General features: G+C 48.1%; 17 protein-coding genes and 1 pseudogene. 3 read left to right on the plus strand and 15 right to left on the minus strand.

Features of this window, described 5'->3' with window-relative positions:
* Positions 1 to 10: 10 nt before the first annotated feature.
* A complete protein-coding gene (glpF, locus tag FEK50_RS01045; protein ID WP_130206614.1) occupies positions 11 to 856 on the minus strand; it encodes a glycerol uptake facilitator protein GlpF in 846 nt (281 codons plus the stop codon).
* Positions 857 to 1,280: 424 nt separating this feature from the next.
* Between glpF and zapB the strand changes: the two genes are divergently transcribed.
* Positions 1,281 to 1,526 carry a septal ring assembly protein ZapB gene (gene zapB, locus FEK50_RS01050; protein WP_001296623.1) on the plus strand — a complete coding sequence of 82 codons (246 nt, stop codon included), beginning with the start codon at positions 1,281 to 1,283 and terminating at the stop codon, positions 1,524 to 1,526.
* Positions 1,527 to 1,777: 251 nt separating this feature from the next.
* Here the strand turns inward: zapB and FEK50_RS01055 are convergent, their stop codons facing one another.
* The 8 genes from FEK50_RS01055 to priA form a co-directional block, all read right to left on the minus strand.
* Positions 1,778 to 2,452 (minus strand): hypothetical protein, encoded by a 675-nt coding sequence (locus FEK50_RS01055; protein ID WP_131161566.1) that lies wholly within the window; start codon positions 2,450 to 2,452, stop codon positions 1,778 to 1,780.
* Positions 2,453 to 2,511: 59 nt separating this feature from the next.
* The gene (gene rraA / locus FEK50_RS01060) at positions 2,512 to 2,997 is read right to left on the minus strand and encodes a ribonuclease E activity regulator RraA (RefSeq protein ID WP_000872908.1); all 486 of its coding nucleotides are present in this window, start codon (positions 2,995 to 2,997) and stop codon (positions 2,512 to 2,514) included.
* A gap of 92 nt (positions 2,998 to 3,089) precedes the next feature.
* Positions 3,090 to 4,016, minus strand: coding sequence for a 1,4-dihydroxy-2-naphthoate polyprenyltransferase (gene menA, locus FEK50_RS01065; protein ID WP_130206608.1), 927 nt, complete (start codon positions 4,014 to 4,016; stop codon positions 3,090 to 3,092).
* Between the two features lie 66 nt (positions 4,017 to 4,082).
* On the minus strand, positions 4,083 to 5,414 hold the full coding sequence (gene hslU / locus FEK50_RS01070) for an HslU--HslV peptidase ATPase subunit (protein ID WP_001293348.1): 1,332 nt from the start codon (positions 5,412 to 5,414) through the stop codon (positions 4,083 to 4,085).
* Positions 5,415 to 5,423: 9 nt separating this feature from the next.
* Positions 5,424 to 5,954 carry an ATP-dependent protease subunit HslV gene (gene hslV, locus FEK50_RS01075; RefSeq protein WP_000208242.1) on the minus strand — a complete coding sequence of 177 codons (531 nt, stop codon included), beginning with the start codon at positions 5,952 to 5,954 and terminating at the stop codon, positions 5,424 to 5,426.
* A gap of 92 nt (positions 5,955 to 6,046) precedes the next feature.
* Positions 6,047 to 7,006, minus strand: a complete 960-nt coding sequence (gene ftsN / locus FEK50_RS01080) for a cell division protein FtsN (RefSeq protein ID WP_131161567.1) — start codon at positions 7,004 to 7,006, stop codon at positions 6,047 to 6,049.
* 91 nt (positions 7,007 to 7,097) lie between these two features.
* Positions 7,098 to 8,123, minus strand: coding sequence for a DNA-binding transcriptional regulator CytR (gene cytR / locus FEK50_RS01085; RefSeq protein WP_130206604.1), 1,026 nt, complete (start codon positions 8,121 to 8,123; stop codon positions 7,098 to 7,100).
* Between the two features lie 155 nt (positions 8,124 to 8,278).
* Positions 8,279 to 10,477 (minus strand): primosomal protein N', encoded by a 2,199-nt coding sequence (gene priA / locus FEK50_RS01090; protein WP_131161568.1) that lies wholly within the window; start codon positions 10,475 to 10,477, stop codon positions 8,279 to 8,281.
* 203 nt (positions 10,478 to 10,680) lie between these two features.
* Between priA and rpmE the strand changes: the two genes are divergently transcribed.
* Positions 10,681 to 10,893, plus strand: a complete 213-nt coding sequence (gene rpmE / locus FEK50_RS01095; RefSeq protein ID WP_000710769.1) for a 50S ribosomal protein L31 — start codon at positions 10,681 to 10,683, stop codon at positions 10,891 to 10,893.
* A gap of 81 nt (positions 10,894 to 10,974) precedes the next feature.
* On the opposite strand, the gene FEK50_RS01100 is transcribed toward rpmE, so the two are convergent.
* From FEK50_RS01100 to FEK50_RS01115, 4 genes are all read right to left on the minus strand, one after another.
* Complete coding sequence (locus FEK50_RS01100) at positions 10,975 to 12,237, minus strand: sigma-54 dependent transcriptional regulator (protein WP_131161569.1); 1,263 nt, start codon at positions 12,235 to 12,237, stop codon at positions 10,975 to 10,977.
* 2 nt (positions 12,238 to 12,239) lie between these two features.
* Positions 12,240 to 14,207: an ATP-binding protein gene (locus FEK50_RS01105; RefSeq protein WP_131161570.1), complete on the minus strand. Its 1,968-nt coding sequence runs from the start codon at positions 14,205 to 14,207 to the stop codon at positions 12,240 to 12,242.
* The gene (locus tag FEK50_RS01110) at positions 14,204 to 15,436 is read right to left on the minus strand and encodes an ABC transporter substrate-binding protein (RefSeq protein ID WP_131161571.1); all 1,233 of its coding nucleotides are present in this window, start codon (positions 15,434 to 15,436) and stop codon (positions 14,204 to 14,206) included. Before FEK50_RS01110 ends, FEK50_RS01105 begins: the two co-directional genes overlap by 4 nt.
* Positions 15,437 to 15,641: 205 nt before the next feature.
* Positions 15,642 to 15,917, minus strand: coding sequence for a hypothetical protein (locus FEK50_RS01115; RefSeq protein WP_131161572.1), 276 nt, complete (start codon positions 15,915 to 15,917; stop codon positions 15,642 to 15,644).
* Between the two features lie 389 nt (positions 15,918 to 16,306).
* Here FEK50_RS01115 and FEK50_RS01120 point away from each other — a divergent pair, with 389 nt between their 5' ends.
* Entirely contained in the window at positions 16,307 to 17,692 is a 1,386-nt protein-coding gene (locus FEK50_RS01120) for an MFS transporter (protein WP_130206592.1), read from the plus strand.
* Positions 17,693 to 17,747: 55 nt separating this feature from the next.
* Here the strand turns inward: FEK50_RS01120 and FEK50_RS01125 are convergent.
* Both FEK50_RS01125 and metJ read right to left on the minus strand, forming a co-directional pair.
* A pseudogene (locus FEK50_RS01125) lies at positions 17,748 to 17,924 on the minus strand (YiiX/YebB-like N1pC/P60 family cysteine hydrolase); the annotation flags it as partial.
* 59 nt (positions 17,925 to 17,983) lie between these two features.
* The gene (metJ, locus tag FEK50_RS01130; RefSeq protein ID WP_000852812.1) at positions 17,984 to 18,301 is read right to left on the minus strand and encodes a met regulon transcriptional regulator MetJ; all 318 of its coding nucleotides are present in this window, start codon (positions 18,299 to 18,301) and stop codon (positions 17,984 to 17,986) included.
* Positions 18,302 to 18,311: the final 10 nt, after the last annotated feature.

The following is an 18,311-nucleotide window of genomic DNA, read 5'->3' on the forward strand; positions in this document are numbered from 1 at the left end:
CGTAGTCACATTACAGCGAAGCTTTTTGTTCTGAAGGAGTTGTGATCTCCTTTTCTTCCACAACACAGATATCGCAAGGCAAATGGCGACCAATCAGTTTGCGGTAGGCGAATGCACCAACAATCGCGCCAACGATAGGGCCAAAAAGCGGCACCAGGAAGTAAGGAATGTCTCTGCCGCCGGTAAAGGCGACATTGCCCCAGCCCGCCAGCCAGGCAAAGGCTTTCGGACCGATATCACGTGCTGGGTTCATGGCAAAGCCCGTTAATGGACCCATAGATGCGCCAATGACCGCAATCAGTAGACCAATCAGCAAGGGAGCCAAAGGGCCGCGCGGTACGCCGTTACCATCGTCCGTTAACGCCAGGATCAGCCCCATCAGAATAGCGGTAATCACCATCTCAACTGCGAAGGCCTGCACAAAATTGATATGAGGGTTAGGATAAGTAGAGAAAGTACCCGCCAGATCAACACTTTCAACGCTTCCGCGAACAATATGATGGGTCTGCTCGAAGTCGAAGAATAAATTGTAGTAAAGCCCGTAAACTAATGCCGCAGCGCAGAAAGCTCCGGCGACTTGTGAAACGATATAAGGAATAACCTTGCGCTTGTCGAAACAGGCAAACAGCCACAGCGCAATGGTGACAGCTGGATTAAGATGTGCGCCGGAAACCCCTGCGGTTAGATAGATGGCCATCGCCACCCCCAGTCCCCAAATAACACTGATTTCCCACTGACCAAAAGACGCGCCAGCGACTTTAAGTGCAGCAACGCAACCGACACCGAAAAAAATCAACAACCCGGTACCGAGGAATTCAGCGATGCACTGGCCTTTCAAGGTTGATGTTTGACTCATAATCGGATCCTGAAGAGTTAATGTTTGTTGTATGCGTGAAAGTCACGGACCTCCACGATGCTTGTAGGCATGCTGTAAACTTATCGTTAACGAGCGAAAACGAGAAATATCGAACTTAAAATGTGTGTGCTTCGTCATAAAATGAGCGTTATCGCGCTATTTTTTTCATCTGTCTATACATGATGTATGTTTGTTAGAACATTAATGTAACAATTTTATTAACATTTTCGATTGGTGTGGATTATGTCACCAGGAGAAGGATGAAAAGTGTGGCAAACCGTAATCTACAAGGCGTGCCGCTGGACAGCGATGGCGCGGCTTCATACAATCGGAGCTAACTAAAATGCGCTCGTATTTATTAAGGCGTCACCGGTAATCGGGACGAGGATTTTTATCCATCAACGCCTTGCAATTCAGGAGAGGTATGACAATGTCATTAGAAGTGTTTGAGAAACTGGAAGCAAAAGTACAGCAGGCGATTGATACCATCACTCTGTTGCAGATGGAAATCGAAGAGCTGAAAGAAAAAAACAACTCACTGTCGCAGGAAGTTCAAAATGCCCAGCATCAGCGCGAAGAGCTGGAGCGTGAGAACAACCATCTGAAAGAACAGCAGAACGGCTGGCAGGAACGTCTGCAGGCCCTGCTGGGTCGTATGGAAGAGGTTTAATCTCTTCCATGCAGAGGCGCCGCAAGGCGCCTTATTTTTTACTTCAGTGTTTTTTGAGCGAATGCGCATAAAAGACCTGACACAAGCACGGGACGTAATAGTGACCCCAGAAAGACTGAACTGATATATTTTCCAGCCATGCCAGGGACCCCGGACCACAGATTGCTGTGCTGAAGGTGACTAAGAAAAACAACTAATATCCATAGTATTAATAAGATAATGCATCTCGTATCAATAATATATCAATCAGATCATTGACGGGCAGAAAGTATCATTTTCATTACTTCTTCTTGATATTCGTCCAAATAATCTGGGTCGATGGCTGCGACCAGTTGTATCAAATTAGTGTTATCCAGTAGAGTCATGAAAATAGCATGTCTTACTTTGCCATCACTCATTGTTTGCACTCCTTCCTGATAAGCGCAGGTAAATCCCTGAACATCACAAACATGCATTTCTGCAGTTCCGTTTTGAGTCGCGGTAAGTTCCTCGATTGAATGTACACCGAGTTCATTTTGTGAGAAGGCAACAATAGCTAAAATAGCATGGGCATCCCGAGTCACCAGGGTTGGCCCTTGTTTTACTATATTGGCAACCCACTGTTTGCTCGGAACCGTGACGGTGATACCTGGCCCCGGGAAAGTATAATCCCATGTGCTGTGCCGTTCCCACACCGTATAGCTGCTATAGATAAGAAATAATCCCATTAACCAACAAGTGCCGCGAATAAAGCTGCGGCTGCTTCTTTTTTTTATCGTTATACAGATGATTGTGGCGGTAATAAATGATAGGGCAAGTGGGTTAAAAAATACGTTAGCAAAATATAAAATCATTTCACCGGTGTTGCCAGATAAAAGGAATTTGTAGCGGAAATGGTTAACGGCTATAAGAAATAAATATAAAATTAAAAGAATAATATTTTGCATGAATACGTCCATGTATAAAAAAGGGGAATTTAATTCCCCTTTTAACGCATGGCAGATACTTATTCAATATCCAGCGGATCTTCAGAAAGAATAATCCCGGTATTGTCGGCATAGAGATGGTCGCCGGAGAAGAAGGTGACGCCGCCAAAATTGACGCGGACATCGCTTTCGCCAATGCCTTCGCCAGCGGCACCGACCGGAATTGCGGCCATCGCCTGGATGCCGATGTCCAGTTCTTCCAGATCATCTACCTGACGCACCGCGCCGTAAATGACCAGACCTTCCCATTCATTTTGTACTGCCAGACGTGCCAGTTCAGCATCGACCAGTGCGCGACGAACAGAACCACCGCCATCGACGACAAGGACACGACCACGGCCATTCTGTTCGAGCAGATCGTACAGCAACCCGTTGTCCTCGAAACATTTTACCGTGATGATTTGTCCGCCAAACGACGCCCGTCCACCAAAGTTGGAGAACAGCGGTTCCACGACGTTGACATCTTCTTGATAGATGTCACAAAGCTCGGAAGTATCGTATTTCATAGGCTTAACATTCAGTTGCTGCGAGAATTTTCAGTATATCGCGCTATGTGGGTTGTTGGCAAAATCATCAATTGTTAATTGATATTTGTCAGTTATGTAGCCCACTGGCTTAAGAATATTCCCAAAACAAACAGCAGGTTAGTTAGTAATGCTCCTTTGACGGTGCGTTCCAGCATCGGACGCATCGCCACCGGGTCCATTTCATGCATCACATAACGGGCTTGCTTCACCAGCAACGGTGCTGCCAGCAGGAACAGCCAACCCCACAGGCTATGCAGTGAAAAGAGATTAAACAGCGCCAGACACACCAGCGAGCCCATCAGCAGGCAAGCATGGTAACGACGGGCGTTCACTTCACCTAAGCGCACTACCAGTGTGTTTTTGCCATTCTCGCGGTCGCTATTGATATCGCGCAGATTGTTAATGTTAAGCACCGCCGTTGCCAGCAGACCACAGGCCGTTGCCGGAAGGATCAGCGCCGGAATCAGCGTATGCGCCTGCAAATACCAGCTGCCCATTACGCTCAACCAGCCAAAGAAAACCAGTACGGAAATATCACCCAGGCCGATATAACCATAAGGGCGATTGCCCACGGTATAGGTGATAGCGGCGATAATTGATAACCCACCAAGAATCAGGAAGCCGACAAAATCAGCCAGGTTATGACACGCCACCGCGACCAGCGCCAGTCCAGAGAGGCAAATGAGCACGACGGTAATAATGAGCGCCCGTTTCATCTCTTGCTGGGTAATGACCCCTTTTTGCATGCCGCGCAGCGGTCCAATGCGGTCAGGTTTGTCGCTACCTTTGACGGCATCACCGTAGTCATTGGCGAGGTTAGAGAGGATCTGTAATAGCCCGGCGGTAATGAGTGCCAGCAGAGCGACCAGCGGATCGAAGTGACCTTGCCACCATGCCAGCGCCGTCCCGACGATAATTGCAGCAAAGGCGAGGGGGAGGGTTTTAGGTCGTAAACTTTCCAGCCACGCCTGAGTTCGGCTAATTTGTTGTTCAGTCATAATACGCGCCAATAAAAATGGGGCCTTTCAGCCCCATCAAACAATGATGAAAATGATTGAACGCGATTATAGGATAAAACGGCTCAGATCTTCATCTGCCACCAACGCATCCAGATGTTTGCTCACATAATCTGCGTCAATAGTGATGGTTTGACCGCTTAAATCGCTGGCGTCGTAGGAAATCTCTTCCATCAAACGCTCCAGAACGGTATGTAAACGACGCGCACCGATGTTTTCGGTAGATTCGTTTACCTGCCATGCCGCTTCTGCAATGCGTTTGATACCGGAGTCGGTGAACTCAATATTCACGCCTTCGGTCGCCATCAGTGCTTTGTACTGCACGGTGATAGAGGCATTCGGCTCGGTCAGAATACGCTCAAAGTCGCTGGTGGTCAGGGCCTGCAGCTCAACGCGGATCGGCAGACGACCTTGCAGTTCTGGGATCAGGTCAGACGGTTTTGCAACCTGGAATGCGCCAGAAGCGATGAACAGAATGTGGTCTGTTTTGACCATCCCGTGTTTGGTAGAAACAGTACAACCTTCTACCAGCGGCAGCAGGTCACGCTGAACGCCTTCACGAGAAACATCCGGGCCGGAGGATTCGCCGCGCTTACAGATTTTGTCGATTTCGTCGATGAACACGATCCCGTGCTGTTCTACGGCGTCGATAGCGTCTTGCTTCAATTCTTCCGGATTTACCAGTTTCGCCGCTTCTTCTTCAATCAGCAGCTTCATGGCGTCTTTGATTTTCAGCTTACGCGCTTTTTGCTTCTGACCGCCCAGGTTCTGGAACATAGACTGCAACTGACTGGTCATCTCTTCCATTCCCGGAGGCGCCATAATTTCAACGCCCATCGGTGCTGCGGCAAGATCGATCTCGATTTCTTTGTCATCGAGTTGGCCTTCACGCAGTTTTTTGCGGAATGCCTGACGGGCAGCGGAAGGTTCCTGCTGCTGTTCGGTCTGTCCCCAGTTGTTTTTAGCCGGTGGGATCAGCACGTCGAGAATACGTTCTTCTGCCAGTTCTTCAGCGCGATAACGGTTTTTCTCGATAGCTTGTACACGCACCATTTTCACTGCGGCATCGGTCAGGTCGCGAATAATAGAATCGACTTCTTTACCTACATAACCGACTTCGGTGAATTTGGTTGCTTCAACTTTGATGAACGGCGCGTTCGCCAGCTTAGCCAGACGACGGGCGATTTCAGTTTTACCGACGCCGGTCGGGCCGATCATCAGAATGTTTTTCGGGGTCACTTCATGGCGCAACTCTTCGTTGAGCTGCATGCGGCGCCAGCGGTTACGCAGTGCAATCGCCACGGAACGCTTAGCGTTATCCTGGCCGATGATGTGCTTATCAAGTTCGCTGACGATTTCGCGTGGGGTCATTTCAGACATGGGAGATCCTTACGCTTTGTAGCTTAATTCTTCGATGGTATGGAAATGGTTGGTATAGATGCAAATATCGCCTGCAATATCCAACGCCTTTTCAGCAATTTCACGGGCGCTAAGTTCTGTGTTTTCTAACAGAGCGCGTGCCGCAGCCTGGGCGTAAGGGCCGCCGGAGCCGATAGCAATAAGATCGTTTTCTGGCTGCACCACGTCACCGTTACCGGTGATGATCAGCGATGCAGTTTCGTCCGCGACCGCCAGCAGTGCTTCAAGTTTGCGCAACATGCGATCGGTACGCCAGTCTTTTGCCAGCTCAACTGCCGCTTTAACCAGATGGCCCTGATGCATTTCCAGTTTACGTTCAAACAGTTCGAACAGCGTGAAGGCATCCGCCGTGCCGCCGGCAAAGCCTGCGATTACTTTATCGTTATACAGGCGGCGAACTTTTTTAACGTTGCCTTTCATTACGGTGTTACCCAGTGTGGCCTGACCATCACCGGCGATTACTACGTGGCCATTACGGCGTACGCTTACTATAGTTGTCACGAGCAGACCCCTTGGTTAGGAATACAGAATTCAAGCCCCGCACAATTGTGCGGGGCATAATGCAAGTATAGATGGGGGAGATTTTGAGGGTTTCAACCCCCGGTGGCGAGCCGAATGCAGTTTGTATGGCCTGCCATCTTCAAACGATTGAGGGTGTTGTCAGCGTTCTCTTTGCCTTTCACCGGCCCGATGACCACACGATTCCAGCCATTGTTGGTGGTAATCTTCGAGTCAAAGCCTTCGAAAGCCAACTGCGCACGTACAGTCTCAGCCTGTTCAGCACCTTTAAATGAACCGCACTGAACCATCCAGCGACGTTCATCTTTCTTCTCCGCTGTTGGTTTTGGCGCTTCAGCCGCGCGTGCTACTGGTGCGGCCTGCTGTGGCTTCGGCTGCGAGGTTGTATGCGCAGGCGTTTGCAGCAGATCCTGGTACGGTTGCTGGGTAGAAGCCGGTTTAGACTGGCGCGGTTGCGCTTGTACCGGCGCGGCTTGCGACGTACGCGTCTGTTGCTGCCAGCTTTGCTCGGTCGTACGCGACTGCTGAGCCAGGCGTTGCTGTTCCGCTAACTGCTGCGCCTGACGCTGGCGTTGCAGCGTTTGCTGGCGCTGTGCCGGTGTCTGCTCATTCCACGGGACTTCGGCAAGCTGCGTTGGTTGCTGACGCATATCAGCCTGCATTTGTTCAAGAAGCTGGCGCTGCTCCGGAGTCAGCTGATCCGGCGTTTTCACTTCGCCGCCAGCAGACGGTTCTGTTGGCGCACGTACGCCCGGCTGGCGACTTTCCAGCTCTTTAATGTAGCGCCAACGTTCTTCCGGTTTCGGAGGTAGTCCGTTTCCGGTCACTTTCTGGCTTTGCAGCGTCTCAGACTCTTCTTTCTTGTGGTGCGTAATGAAGTACAGACCCCCGATAAAGGTCACAAGAACGGCTGCAGCAATAGCGACCATTGCGGGAGAAACCGCAGGCATATTTCGTTGCTTTTTCCGTGAGGTGCTCTTTTTTCGCCGCGAAGGTGCCGGTTGGCTGCGGCGTACATAATCTCGTTGTGCCACTATCGTTTCGCTGTATTTATTCGTTCGTCAGCCCGCCATGTTACTTAAGCGGCGGGCCTTTGACCAGTCACGGAAGCCTTAAAGGTTTACTTTAAGATAACGTGCGCGTCGATCCCCGGATAATAAGCTCGCAGTCCATTAAACGTGAGCCGCTTCCGACCGTTTGCCCCTGCATTTGATCAAGCAGTAACAGCATAGCTTCCCGACCAATTTCGTAGCGCGGCTGTGCAATGGTTGTCAGCGGCGGATCGCAAAATTGTGTCAGGTCGATGTTGTCAAAACCGATTATGGAAAGGTCGTCAGGGACTTTCAGCCCCTGGCGTTTCGCCTGAGAAAGTGCGCCGAGCGCCATGACATCGCTATGACAGAAGACGGCAGTTGGCGGTTGCGGAAGGTCGAGCAGCTGTTGCATGGCTTTACTTCCGGCTTCGAAGGTGAAGTCGCCCCGGGCGATATATTGCGGATCAACCATAATGCCGCAGCGACGCAGTGCCTGCACGTAGCCTTGTAGACGGTAGTGACACAATGGCATCTCTTCGGGGCCGGCAATACAGCCAATCAGTTTATGCCCTTGTTCATACAGATAATTTACGGCATCAAAGGCAGCGGTCAGGTTGTCGATATGAACCGTAGGCAGTTCCAGCTCTGGTGCGAATTCGTTCGCCATCACCATCGGCGGCAGATTACGTTGTTCCTCTATGCTTGCATCAAACGGCAGCCTTGAACCCAGCAGCAACATGCCATCAATTTGTTTGGTGATGATCAAGTCGATAAAGGTCTTTTCCTGCTGATTTTGGTGTGCGCAGTCGCCAATCAGAACCAGATATCCATGACTTGCCGCCGTGACTTCGATACCGCGAATAATTTCGCTAAAGAAGGGGTCGCAGATATCCGGGACAATCACCAGAATCGTTCGGGATTCATTACGCTTAGCGTTACGCCCCATTGGCTGCGGAAAATAACCCACTTCCCGGGCTGCTTTTTCAACCCGATTACGGGTGGCCAGGGAGACTTTATCTGGATTCATTAATGCTCGGGAGACGGTCGCTGTAGAGACTTTTGCCTTCAGGGCAACGTCTTTCATTGTTGCGGCAGTTTCCTGCTTCTTCGCTTTCACACTCACTCCTCGCCTGGCACGTCAGGCGTACTACATCCATGTTTACTTCATATCGGCAACATTTTTAGCAGATAGTGCGTGAAAACGGTTACAGAATTTTCATGAAAAGTGTGATGAATATTTAATTTTTCGATCCGCCTCGCATCGTGAGTGGTTTACCCCTCAATGGGATCAACATCCAGCACCCATTTCACTTTGCGTGAATCCGGTATGGTATTGATAAGCGCCAGTGTGCCATTGATGATGTGTTGTAAACGCACGCGGGAAGGGTGCTGCAACAAGATTTGCCAGCGCCAGCGACCGCCGCGTTTAGGCGCCAGCGCCGGAACCGGGCCGAGAACCCACAATTTGTCATCCGCCAATGGGCTGGAGAGAAGCAGATTACGCAACTGTTGCAGGAACAGCGGCGCGTGCTGATTGTTATGATCCTCCGCGCGCACAATCACATGGCTGGTCCACGGCGGCAGTTGCATCATTCGCCGCTCGGCCAACGCCTGTTCCGCAAAAGCGTCATAACCTTTATACAGCAAGGTTTGTAAGAGAGGATGTTCCGGATGGTGCGTTTGCAGCACCACTTCGCCTTGTTTACCTGCGCGTCCGGCACGGCCTGCCACCTGGGTGTATAGCTGGGCAAAACGCTCCGCCGAGCGAAAATCGGCAGAAAACAGCGCGCCGTCCACGTCCAGTAATGCAACCAGCGTTACATCCGGGAAATGGTGACCTTTCGCCAGCATTTGCGTGCCAATCAAAATTCGCGCGCCGCCGCGATGCACTTCTGCCAGTTGCTGCTCCAGCGCGCCTTTACGGCTGGTGGTATCGCGGTCGATACGTGAAATGGCTACACCAGGGAAAAGCGGCGCTAACGTCTGTTCAAGTTGTTCTGTTCCCAGACCCACCGGCACCAGATGGGTAGAGCCGCAGGACGGACACTGGCGCGGTACTGGACGCTGACTGTCGCAATGATGGCAGCGCAAATGCTGCTGCGCCTGATGCAACGTGTAGTAGTGATCGCAACGTGGACATTCGGCAATCCAGCCGCAGTCGTGGCACAGCAGTGCAGGCGCAAAACCACGGCGGTTAAGAAAGAGAATGACCTGGTTATCGGCCTGCAAATGCTGGCGCATACGGGTGATTAACGCCGGAGCCAGCCCCGCCTGCACCTTCTGACCTTTTAAATCCAGTACATGTTGAATTGCCGGACGCGCATTACCCGCCCGACGTGTCAGACGCAGCAGGCGGTATTTTTTCTGCTGCACGTTGCATAACGTTTCCAGCGCGGGTGTTGCCGAACCGAGAATTATCGGGATTTTCTCGCTGTGCGCGCGATATACCGCCAGGTCGCGGGCATGATAGCGCCAGCCTTCCTGCTGCTTGTAGGAACTATCGTGCTCTTCATCGATAACAATCACACCGAGATTTTTAAACGGTGTAAACAGTGCGGAACGGGTGCCAATCACAATCGCCGCCTCGCCATTTTTCGCTTTCAGCCAGGCCGAAAGGCGCTCACTGTCATTCAGGCCGGAATGCAGAACTTCCACTGGCGCATTAAACCGTTCACGAAAACGGGCGATCGTCTGGGGTGTCAGGCCGATTTCCGGCACCATCACCAGCGCCTGCTTGCCCTGAGCGAGCACGTTTTCCAGCACGCTCAAATAAACCTCTGTTTTACCGGAACCGGTAACGCCCGCCAGCAGCCAGGCAGAAAAAGTATCCGCCGCGCTATGAATTGCGCCAACGGCGGTGGCTTGTTCGGTATTCAGCCGTAGACGTTCGCCAGTAACAGCATAGTTCGTTCGCCAGTCGCTAAATTCCGGCGTTTCGCTTGCCAGCTCGCAAAGACCTTTTTTGCGCAGCGCCTGTAGTGCGGCATCGTTGAATTCAAGTTCCGCTACCTGGTCACGCCAGATTTTCCCTTGTCGCAACGCCGCCAGCGCCTGTTGTTGCTTAGGCGAACGTTTCAGGCTGTTGATATCCACCGCCTGACCTTGTTCGGTAGCAAACCAGTACCACATGGGCGCGTTCGCCGCAGGCCGCCCCTGGCGCAATAAAATCGGCAAGGCATGAAACAATACATCGCCAATTGGATGATGATAGTAATCCGCCGCCCAAAGCAGTAAGCGCCAAACGGAACTGGAAAAAACGGGTTCACTGTCCAGCACTTCTACTACGGTTTTCAGTTCGTTGAGCGGCAACTCGCTGACGTCGGTAACTGACACGACAATCCCGATGCGCTCCTGCTGTTTGCCAAACGGCACGCGCACGCGACACCCGGCTTTAACAGTCATGCCTTCTGGCAGGAGATAGTCAAAGGTGCGGGGAAGCGGAACGGGCAAGGCAACGTGGGCAACGGGCATAGCATCATCCTGACTTGAAATTCGGTGGAACAGTATACACATTGCGGTAGAGGAGTGCGGATCAGTTTGCATACGCTGGTTAATTTCTGTATGATTCGGCGCCTTTGATACGAAATGATCGTATTGAAACTATACTTTAAACATCGCGTGGTGTCTGGCGTTAGGGCTGGAAGAGCGACGCGGCCTTAAACCGAGGTTTTCCCATGAAAAAAGATATTCACCCGAAATACGAAGAAATTACTGCTAGCTGCTCTTGCGGTAACGTAATGAAAATCCGCTCCACCGTTGGTCATGATCTGAACCTCGACGTGTGCAGCAAGTGCCACCCGTTCTTCACTGGCAAACAGCGTGATGTTGCTACCGGTGGCCGTGTTGACCGCTTCAACAAGCGTTTCAACATCCCGGGCAGCAAATAAGACCGGATTTCCGAAAAAAGCGCCGAACGGCGCTTTTTTTGTGCCTGAAAACTTTCATTAGCAGGATAACGTATTGGATTGTTATCTTTCCTTTACATCGCGAAAATCCATTTTATCAATATCGTATTTTTTCATGCGCAAATACAGTTTTTTTCTGGGGATCTGAAAGTAATCGGCAACGTCGTTGATACGTCCCTGGAAGAAGTTGAGTGCATCAATAATTATTTGTCTTTCATAGCTTTCTACACGTTCATCAAGTGGTGTTGGATCAGCATCCATCATCTGCAAACTGACTGAGTCGTCCAGCATTAAAACACCCACAGCCACCAATTCTGCTGCATTTATTAATTCAATGATATTACCGGGCCAGGTTCGCGCCATCAGTCGCTTATAAAACGTTTTCCCCAGCAGCGGTTGTTGGCGATTTAATCGTTTACAGGTGAGAGTTAGATAATGGTGAAAAATAGGCTCAATATCCCCCGGGCGTTGACTTAGCGGTGGGCATTCGATGTGGGTAAGTGAAAAAAGAAAATACAATGCGGGAATAATTTTTTGTGTGGCGGCAAGTGCAGCCAGAGGGCTTTGATTAACAACAATCAGACGAAACGACCGATCCTGTGGGCGTTCCTGGAGTTGAATCAAGAGACGCTGATTTTCTTGCGTTAAATATTCAAGTTCTTTTAATAACAGCGTGCCACCTTTGGCTTCTTCCACCCATTCTTCCAGCGGTTGCTGACTATTAGCGCTGAGTGTGCGTTCAATTAAAGGCCTTTCCTTGCGAGAACTAAATTGGTGAAGATAATGGGCGGCTAATGTTCTGCCGGTTCCAGGTTCGCCGTAAAAACAGACGGGAAGATCGGTTTCTGCCAGAGTTTCAAGCTGCTGACGTGTCTGACGAACCCAGCCACTGTTACCAATTAAGTGCCGATTAAATTGCGCTCGTCGCCATTTTTTTTGTTCCAGATAATCTTCACGCTCTGCCAGCGCTTTTTCGATAAGCGATAAAAATTGTTCCGGATTGATCGGTTTTTGCAGGAAATCCCACGCTCCTTTTTTTACCGCTTCAACGGCCATTGGGACATCGCCGTGGCCGGTGATCATCAGAATGGGAAGATTAGGATCAATCAGCATTATTTTTTCCAGCAGCATAATGCCTGAAATATCCGGCATGCAAACGTCGCATACCACGATTCCTTCCCAGGTATCTTGCAGCAATTGCAGCGCTTCTGAAGGATTGCTACAGGTACATACGGTATAACCCTCTTGCTGTAAGAGAGAACTGTAGGCTTGCAGAACATCATTGTCGTCATCAATGAGCAGTATTGTTGGAGTTGTATCTGTCATGCTTAAAGTTTCCTGAAACATAGAATAACCAACGCATGGCGGTCGAGGGTAGACGCGATATATAGCTCTCCCTGGCACTGACGCATAATAGAATGACTAATCGAAAGACCAATACCTAAACCTACAGCTTTGTCAGTCGTAAATGGTGTTAATAGTCGATCAGCCAGAAGCACTGGCCAGCCTTTTCCATTATCAGCAATATAGAGCGTTAACGTGGTGTCTTCTTCTTCAAAGTTAATGGTTATTGTGGGCGGTTTTTCCTGACTGGCTTCCAGGGCATTCGTAAATAAATTAACTAAAACTTGTTGAATCAAAACATCATCGCCATAAACGGCAGGAAAATTATCCGGGTAGTGAAGAGATGCTTTCAGTGGCCGATGTTTCAATGCCAGAAGCTCCCAGGATGAATAAATTACCTGCTGTAAATTAATTGCTCCACCTACGAGTTCACTATCGCGGCGGCGGGCGAAGTTTCGCAGTCGTTTAACGATATTATCCATGCGCTCAACCAGCGATCGCATCGTAACGATATAGTTTTTCGCCAAACCAGCGTCTTGTTGCTCTATAGCGCGATTGGCGCTGAACAGGTACATAGATAATGCATTAAGCGGTTGATTGATTTCATGTGCCAGTGTTGTCATTGTCTGCCCGACTACGGCCAGTTTGGCGGTTTGGATCAATTCACTTTGTGCTGTTCGCAGATTTTTTTCTGTCGCGATTCGATCACAGATTTCCTGCCCCAGTTGACGTTGCTGCTGATTAATTTGCTCTATCGTCTGGCGGAGTAGGTTGGCAATTCTACCAAGCTCATCATTGCCGGAGACTGGAATATCTGCATCGAGTTCACCGTTACTTAATTTGACGACGGCATCATTCAGTAAGCGAAAACGGCGGATCATTCTTGGCCGAATGTAGAAGTAATTCACCAGAATAACGAACAGTAAGGCCGTCACCATAGCGGCAAAAATCAGTAGTCCACTAATTTGCATTATTTTTTCTAATCGCAGATTGAAAGTTTGTAGCTGTTGATGGCTATTACCCAGTTGCGTTTCTAATTGGCCACGTATTTGCGTAAATACACGCTCTTTATCCCTGATGGTATTCATAAGGGTCTGTTGAGCCTGCTGCCAGGCGGCCAGAGTTTCGGGTAGATAATTTTTCTGTGTACCCAGTTCCCACAGGGAATAAACTGTCTGGTGTAATGTAATAGTGCTGGAATAAGAAGCTAACGACCGCACATTTTCGTCAATGCTATGCTTCAAAAAATCCAGGTATTGAATATGTTGTCTTAACGACTCGGTATCATTGTTATGCGTGTTAAGCATCTCCTTTAAGGTACTGACGATTTCAGTTTCTATATGTGAGAGTTCGAAAACGAGCTGCAACTCGTTTTGAATAGATTGCAGTGCATTTTGCAACCCCTGGTTTTCGTGAAGATCTTTCCGTTGGCTGAGTTGATTGAGCAATGATGATTGTTGCCAACTTAAATCCTGAGTCAGGGAGTTGAGTTCATTATTGAAATCGTCATGCAACCAGTTAACTCTTGAAGAGATAACGTCGAGTTTTCCGTTTTCCTTATTATGTTCATTTAATGCTTTATCGAGATTACTCAGCAATTTGCGACTACTGGCGACCTGTTGGTTAAGCGCACTTTGATGTACTGAATCAAGATGGGGATTAATTGACTGAATTTTTTGTAGCCGTTGTTCAATTTGCTCTCTTACCTGAAGGCGGCTATCGGTGTTGGTTGTCTGTTGTAGTTCATTGAATTCATTTACCAATGCCGTAAGGTTTTCTTCAAAAAGAAATGAAGCCTGAATTCGTGGGAAATAATCGTCAAGTGCGTAGCGAACCTGGGAATTTTGTTCATGCCAGGAATAAAGGCTAACTACACTAACGAATAGCGTAAGAACGGCACTAAAAACAAAGGCGAGACGCAAGCTCGTCCCGATAGTATGTAGTTGTTTCACTTTAATGACTCAAGTTGCGTATTCACTAATTGCTGCTGCTGCAGGAAAAACTGCTGCCATGCCATAATCTGGGCTTCACGAAAACCTGATTGCAGTTCGAATTGCTGTAGATATGTAGGATTAACAGACTGTTGCGGAGTAACGGGAACCGCGGTTAATAGTGCGCGCATCTCTGGCAATGTCCGCTTAAGCCGATGTTCTGCGGCATATAATGCTTTCCAGCTTTTCTGAAGCTCGGTAAGGCGAAAAGTAATCGCATAATCAAATAACAATTGCACGAGCTTTTGGCGTTGCATGATCAACGGGTAATCAAGCGAAGGAGATGCAAATAACCGCATTTGTTGGTCAGCGAGTGGAGTGCCGGAGGGCAGAGGATATACCGGATACTTCCCTGAATCAGAATCGCTCAGTGCTTGCTGACCTTCCGGACTCAACAAGAAATCAATAAAACGTCCCGCCTCTTGTGGATGATTACTGCCTTCTGTAATGGCAATAAACATAGGCGCTGCGCGCGAGTTGGGGAAATAGCTGAAACGTAAAGTTGAATTATTAAGCAGTACGTTAGCGTAATTGTCGATTACCGGACCAGCGTCCCCCAGTCCTGTACTGATCTTATTTGCTACGCCGAAGCTACGTGATGAAATGGTGGCGAGATTACCGCCTATTTTCAGTAGTGTACTCCAACCGCTACTCCATCCTTGTTGCTGCAGAAGATCTTCAATCATCAGATGAGTAGTATCTGAACGAGAAGGACTGCTCATTAATAGCGTTCCTTGATAACGCGACTTACTTAATTCCTGCCATGACGTTGGCACCGGCTCTTTTTTGTCTTCCAGATGCGCCACATTGATAAGAATGCCGTAGCCCGATATGGCAACAGCAACGGTGGTTGAACGAATGGATTCCGGTACTAACTTTCTACTTGTTTCTATTTGATTATTAAATGGCTGGAGCAGATTTTTACTTTGTAACCGCTGTAGCAACATCGGGGATGAACTCAGTACCAGATCAATATTTTCACCCAATGGATTTTCCAGCAGGCGCTCAATAGATGCACTGGTTCGGTTGAGCGTACGGATTTTGGTTGCCTGTGGTTGCTTTTGCCATTGACTGATAATGTGCTCTGTCGCTTCCGAAGAAAGCGTTGTAGCAATCACTAATTCATGCGCTGAGGCAACGCTGATATATAAAATCCAACAGATTAGCGCTCTTTGTATAATGCGAATCATGTCAAAAATCCCATTAATAAGAGATAAATTCCTGGGCTGTAATCCATGTTGTTATCCATTAGTTAACATAAGCAACGAACTTTAAGCCATATGTTTTTGTATTTGTAAATTATCATTAATTCGGCAAGCAACCAGCATTACTATATCCGCAAGTGACTGTTACGGAAATGTGCATTAGTTAATTTCCACATTTTCGCTCTCAGATTCAGGTTCTGACTGTATAGCAGTAAAAAATGAAATTTGTTATTGGCGGCTTCATCCCATTTTTTACTCGTTGAGGATGGTAATAACAAGCACTATCGTAAATAGGGTCATCTGCGGTGGCCTGATGCAGACTTAGCGCCTCAGTAATCATGACGGAGTTCCAGTCTTCAGAAACCATAAAAAAGGCCCTAATTTGAGCGCAAATCAGCGTGTTACGACGGATATCCTGAAGGTGTTCAGACTCTGCTTTTTGTTGTGCGGTGATGAAGGTTTTCATGTTGTGCAGCATGGTTCTCTGGCATAACAAGAACAAGTATCTTCAATGATCCCGATTATAGAAGCAAAATATGTGATTGAACTCAAAAAATGAAAATTTTAATAAAACTAATTTTTTTTAAATTGGGCCTGTTGTAACACGTTAAGGTTTAAATAATAACCATGTTGCATTTTCCAACATCAAATATGGGAAAGAAATGGAACATTGAATTTGTTTTTTTGAGTCAGTTTTGACTCATTTGCCCTGTATTGTAACTTAAACTCTCTTGCTTCACTATCTTCAAAACTCACTAAGCAAAGACTTTTTAAATACTCTTCAGAGAGTAGTAATGAGCATTGCTATGAATATTATTATTTGATTAAACAACACTATGAACTGGAAGGTGATATATGCTTTCTTTATTGAAACCTAAAGTGGCAACACATAAGGTTCCTGAAAGTGAAGTGAAAAGTACCTATAATCGTTACCGTATGCAGGCGTTATTCAGCGTATTTATCGGTTATCTTTCGTATTACATTGTCAGGAATAACTTTGTTCTCTCTACACCGTATTTAAAACAAGAGCTCAATCTTTCTGCGACGCAAATAGGGCTGTTAAGCAGTTGTATGCTGATAGCCTACGGTATTAGTAAAGGGATAATGAGCAGTCTGGCGGATAAAGCTAATCCTAAAGTATATATGGCAGTGGGTTTAATACTTTGTGCTCTCGTTAACGTGGCACTTGGTTTTAGTTTCGCATTCTGGATGTTTGCAGGACTTGTCATTCTGAATGGTTTCTTTCAGGGAATGGGTGTTGGCCCGTCGTTTATTACGATCGCCAACTGGTTTCCTCGTAAAGAACGGGGCATTGTCGGCGCGGTCTGGAATATTTCGCACAACGTGGGTGGTGGTATTGTTGCTCCGATTGTCGGCGGCGCATTTGCCGTACTGGGCACTGAACACTGGAAAATAGCAACATATGTTATTCCAGCGATTGTCTCTGTTGTCATTGCTATCGTGGTACTGATGTCAGGTAAAGGTTCACCGGTAAGTGAAGGTTTGCCGCCATTAAACGAAATCGTTCCGGACGACGTCAGCATTAAAGCAAAAGATGATCGTGCGCCGGAAGATATGACGGCCTGGCAAATTTTTTGTACCTATGTGCTTAAAAATAAGAATGCCTGGTTTGTCTCTTTCGTTGATGTTTTTGTCTATATGGTGCGTTTCGGAATTATCAGCTGGTTACCTATTTATTTGTTAAGCGTGAAGCATTTTACAAAGACCGAAATGAGTACGGCATTTTTAATCTTCGAATGGGCGGCTATTCCAACGACATTATTTGCTGGCTGGTTGAGTGATAAATTATTTCATGGTCGCCGTATGCCGCCAGCGATTATCAGTATGGTATTGATTTTCTTCTGCCTGTTGGGGTACTGGAAAAGCGATTCTCTACTCTCTATTACTATTTTCGCTGCTTGCGTGGGCTGCCTTATCTATGTTCCGCAGTTCCTGGCCTCTGTTCAGACAATGGAAATTGTTCCCAGTTTTGCCGTGGGCTCCGCTGTCGGTTTGCGTGGTTTCATGAGCTATATTCTTGGAGCGACGCTTGGTACAAGCCTGTTTGGTATTATGGTCGATGAGGTTGGTTGGGATGGTGGTTTTTATCTTCTGCTTGCTGGTGTTATCTGTTGCATCATTTTCTGTACGTTAACGCACTTTGGTGCGATCGCTATGGAAAAACAACGTCAAAATGATGCTGAGACGTATCAACCAGAGCTTCAGACCCAAAAAAGCTAAGTTTTAGGGCCAGTCACGATGTGATTGGCCCACTCGCTTACTTTCATCACCGATGCTTTTTGTTGCGTATCACCAGCATACCGGTGTGGCTGTAATCGGAATGAGTTGCCAGTTGGATCGCTTTACTTTGCGATGAGCGAGAGATCTGAAAGATGATGTCGCCGGTTTGTGGTTGCCAGGCAAAGGCAGGTACAGAAACCAGCAGGCTGAGGATCAGCAGCCTGTTTTTCATAGTTAAACGTCCATGTATAAAAAAAGCGGCTGGTTAACGCCAGACCGCTTTTTTCAGCATTAGTATTCCCACGTCTCCGGGTTAATCCCCATCTCACGCATGATCTCTTTTGCCGCTTCCGGAATTTCGTCGCTGCGCTCTTTACGCAGGTCGGCATCATCCGGCAGAGGTTGCCCGGTAAAGGCATGCAGAAACGCTTCGCACAGCAGTTCGCTGTTGGTAGCGTGACGCAGGTTGTTCACCTGACGACGCGTGCGTTCATCGGTGAGGATTTTTAACACCTTAAGAGGAATGGAAACCGTAATCTTTTTGACTTGTTCACTCTTCTTGCCGTGCTCAGCGTATGGGCTGATATATTCGCCGCTCCATTCAGCCATGAGATACTTA

Source organism: Escherichia sp. E2586 (genome assembly GCF_005781105.1).
GTDB lineage: Bacteria > Pseudomonadota > Gammaproteobacteria > Enterobacterales > Enterobacteriaceae > Escherichia.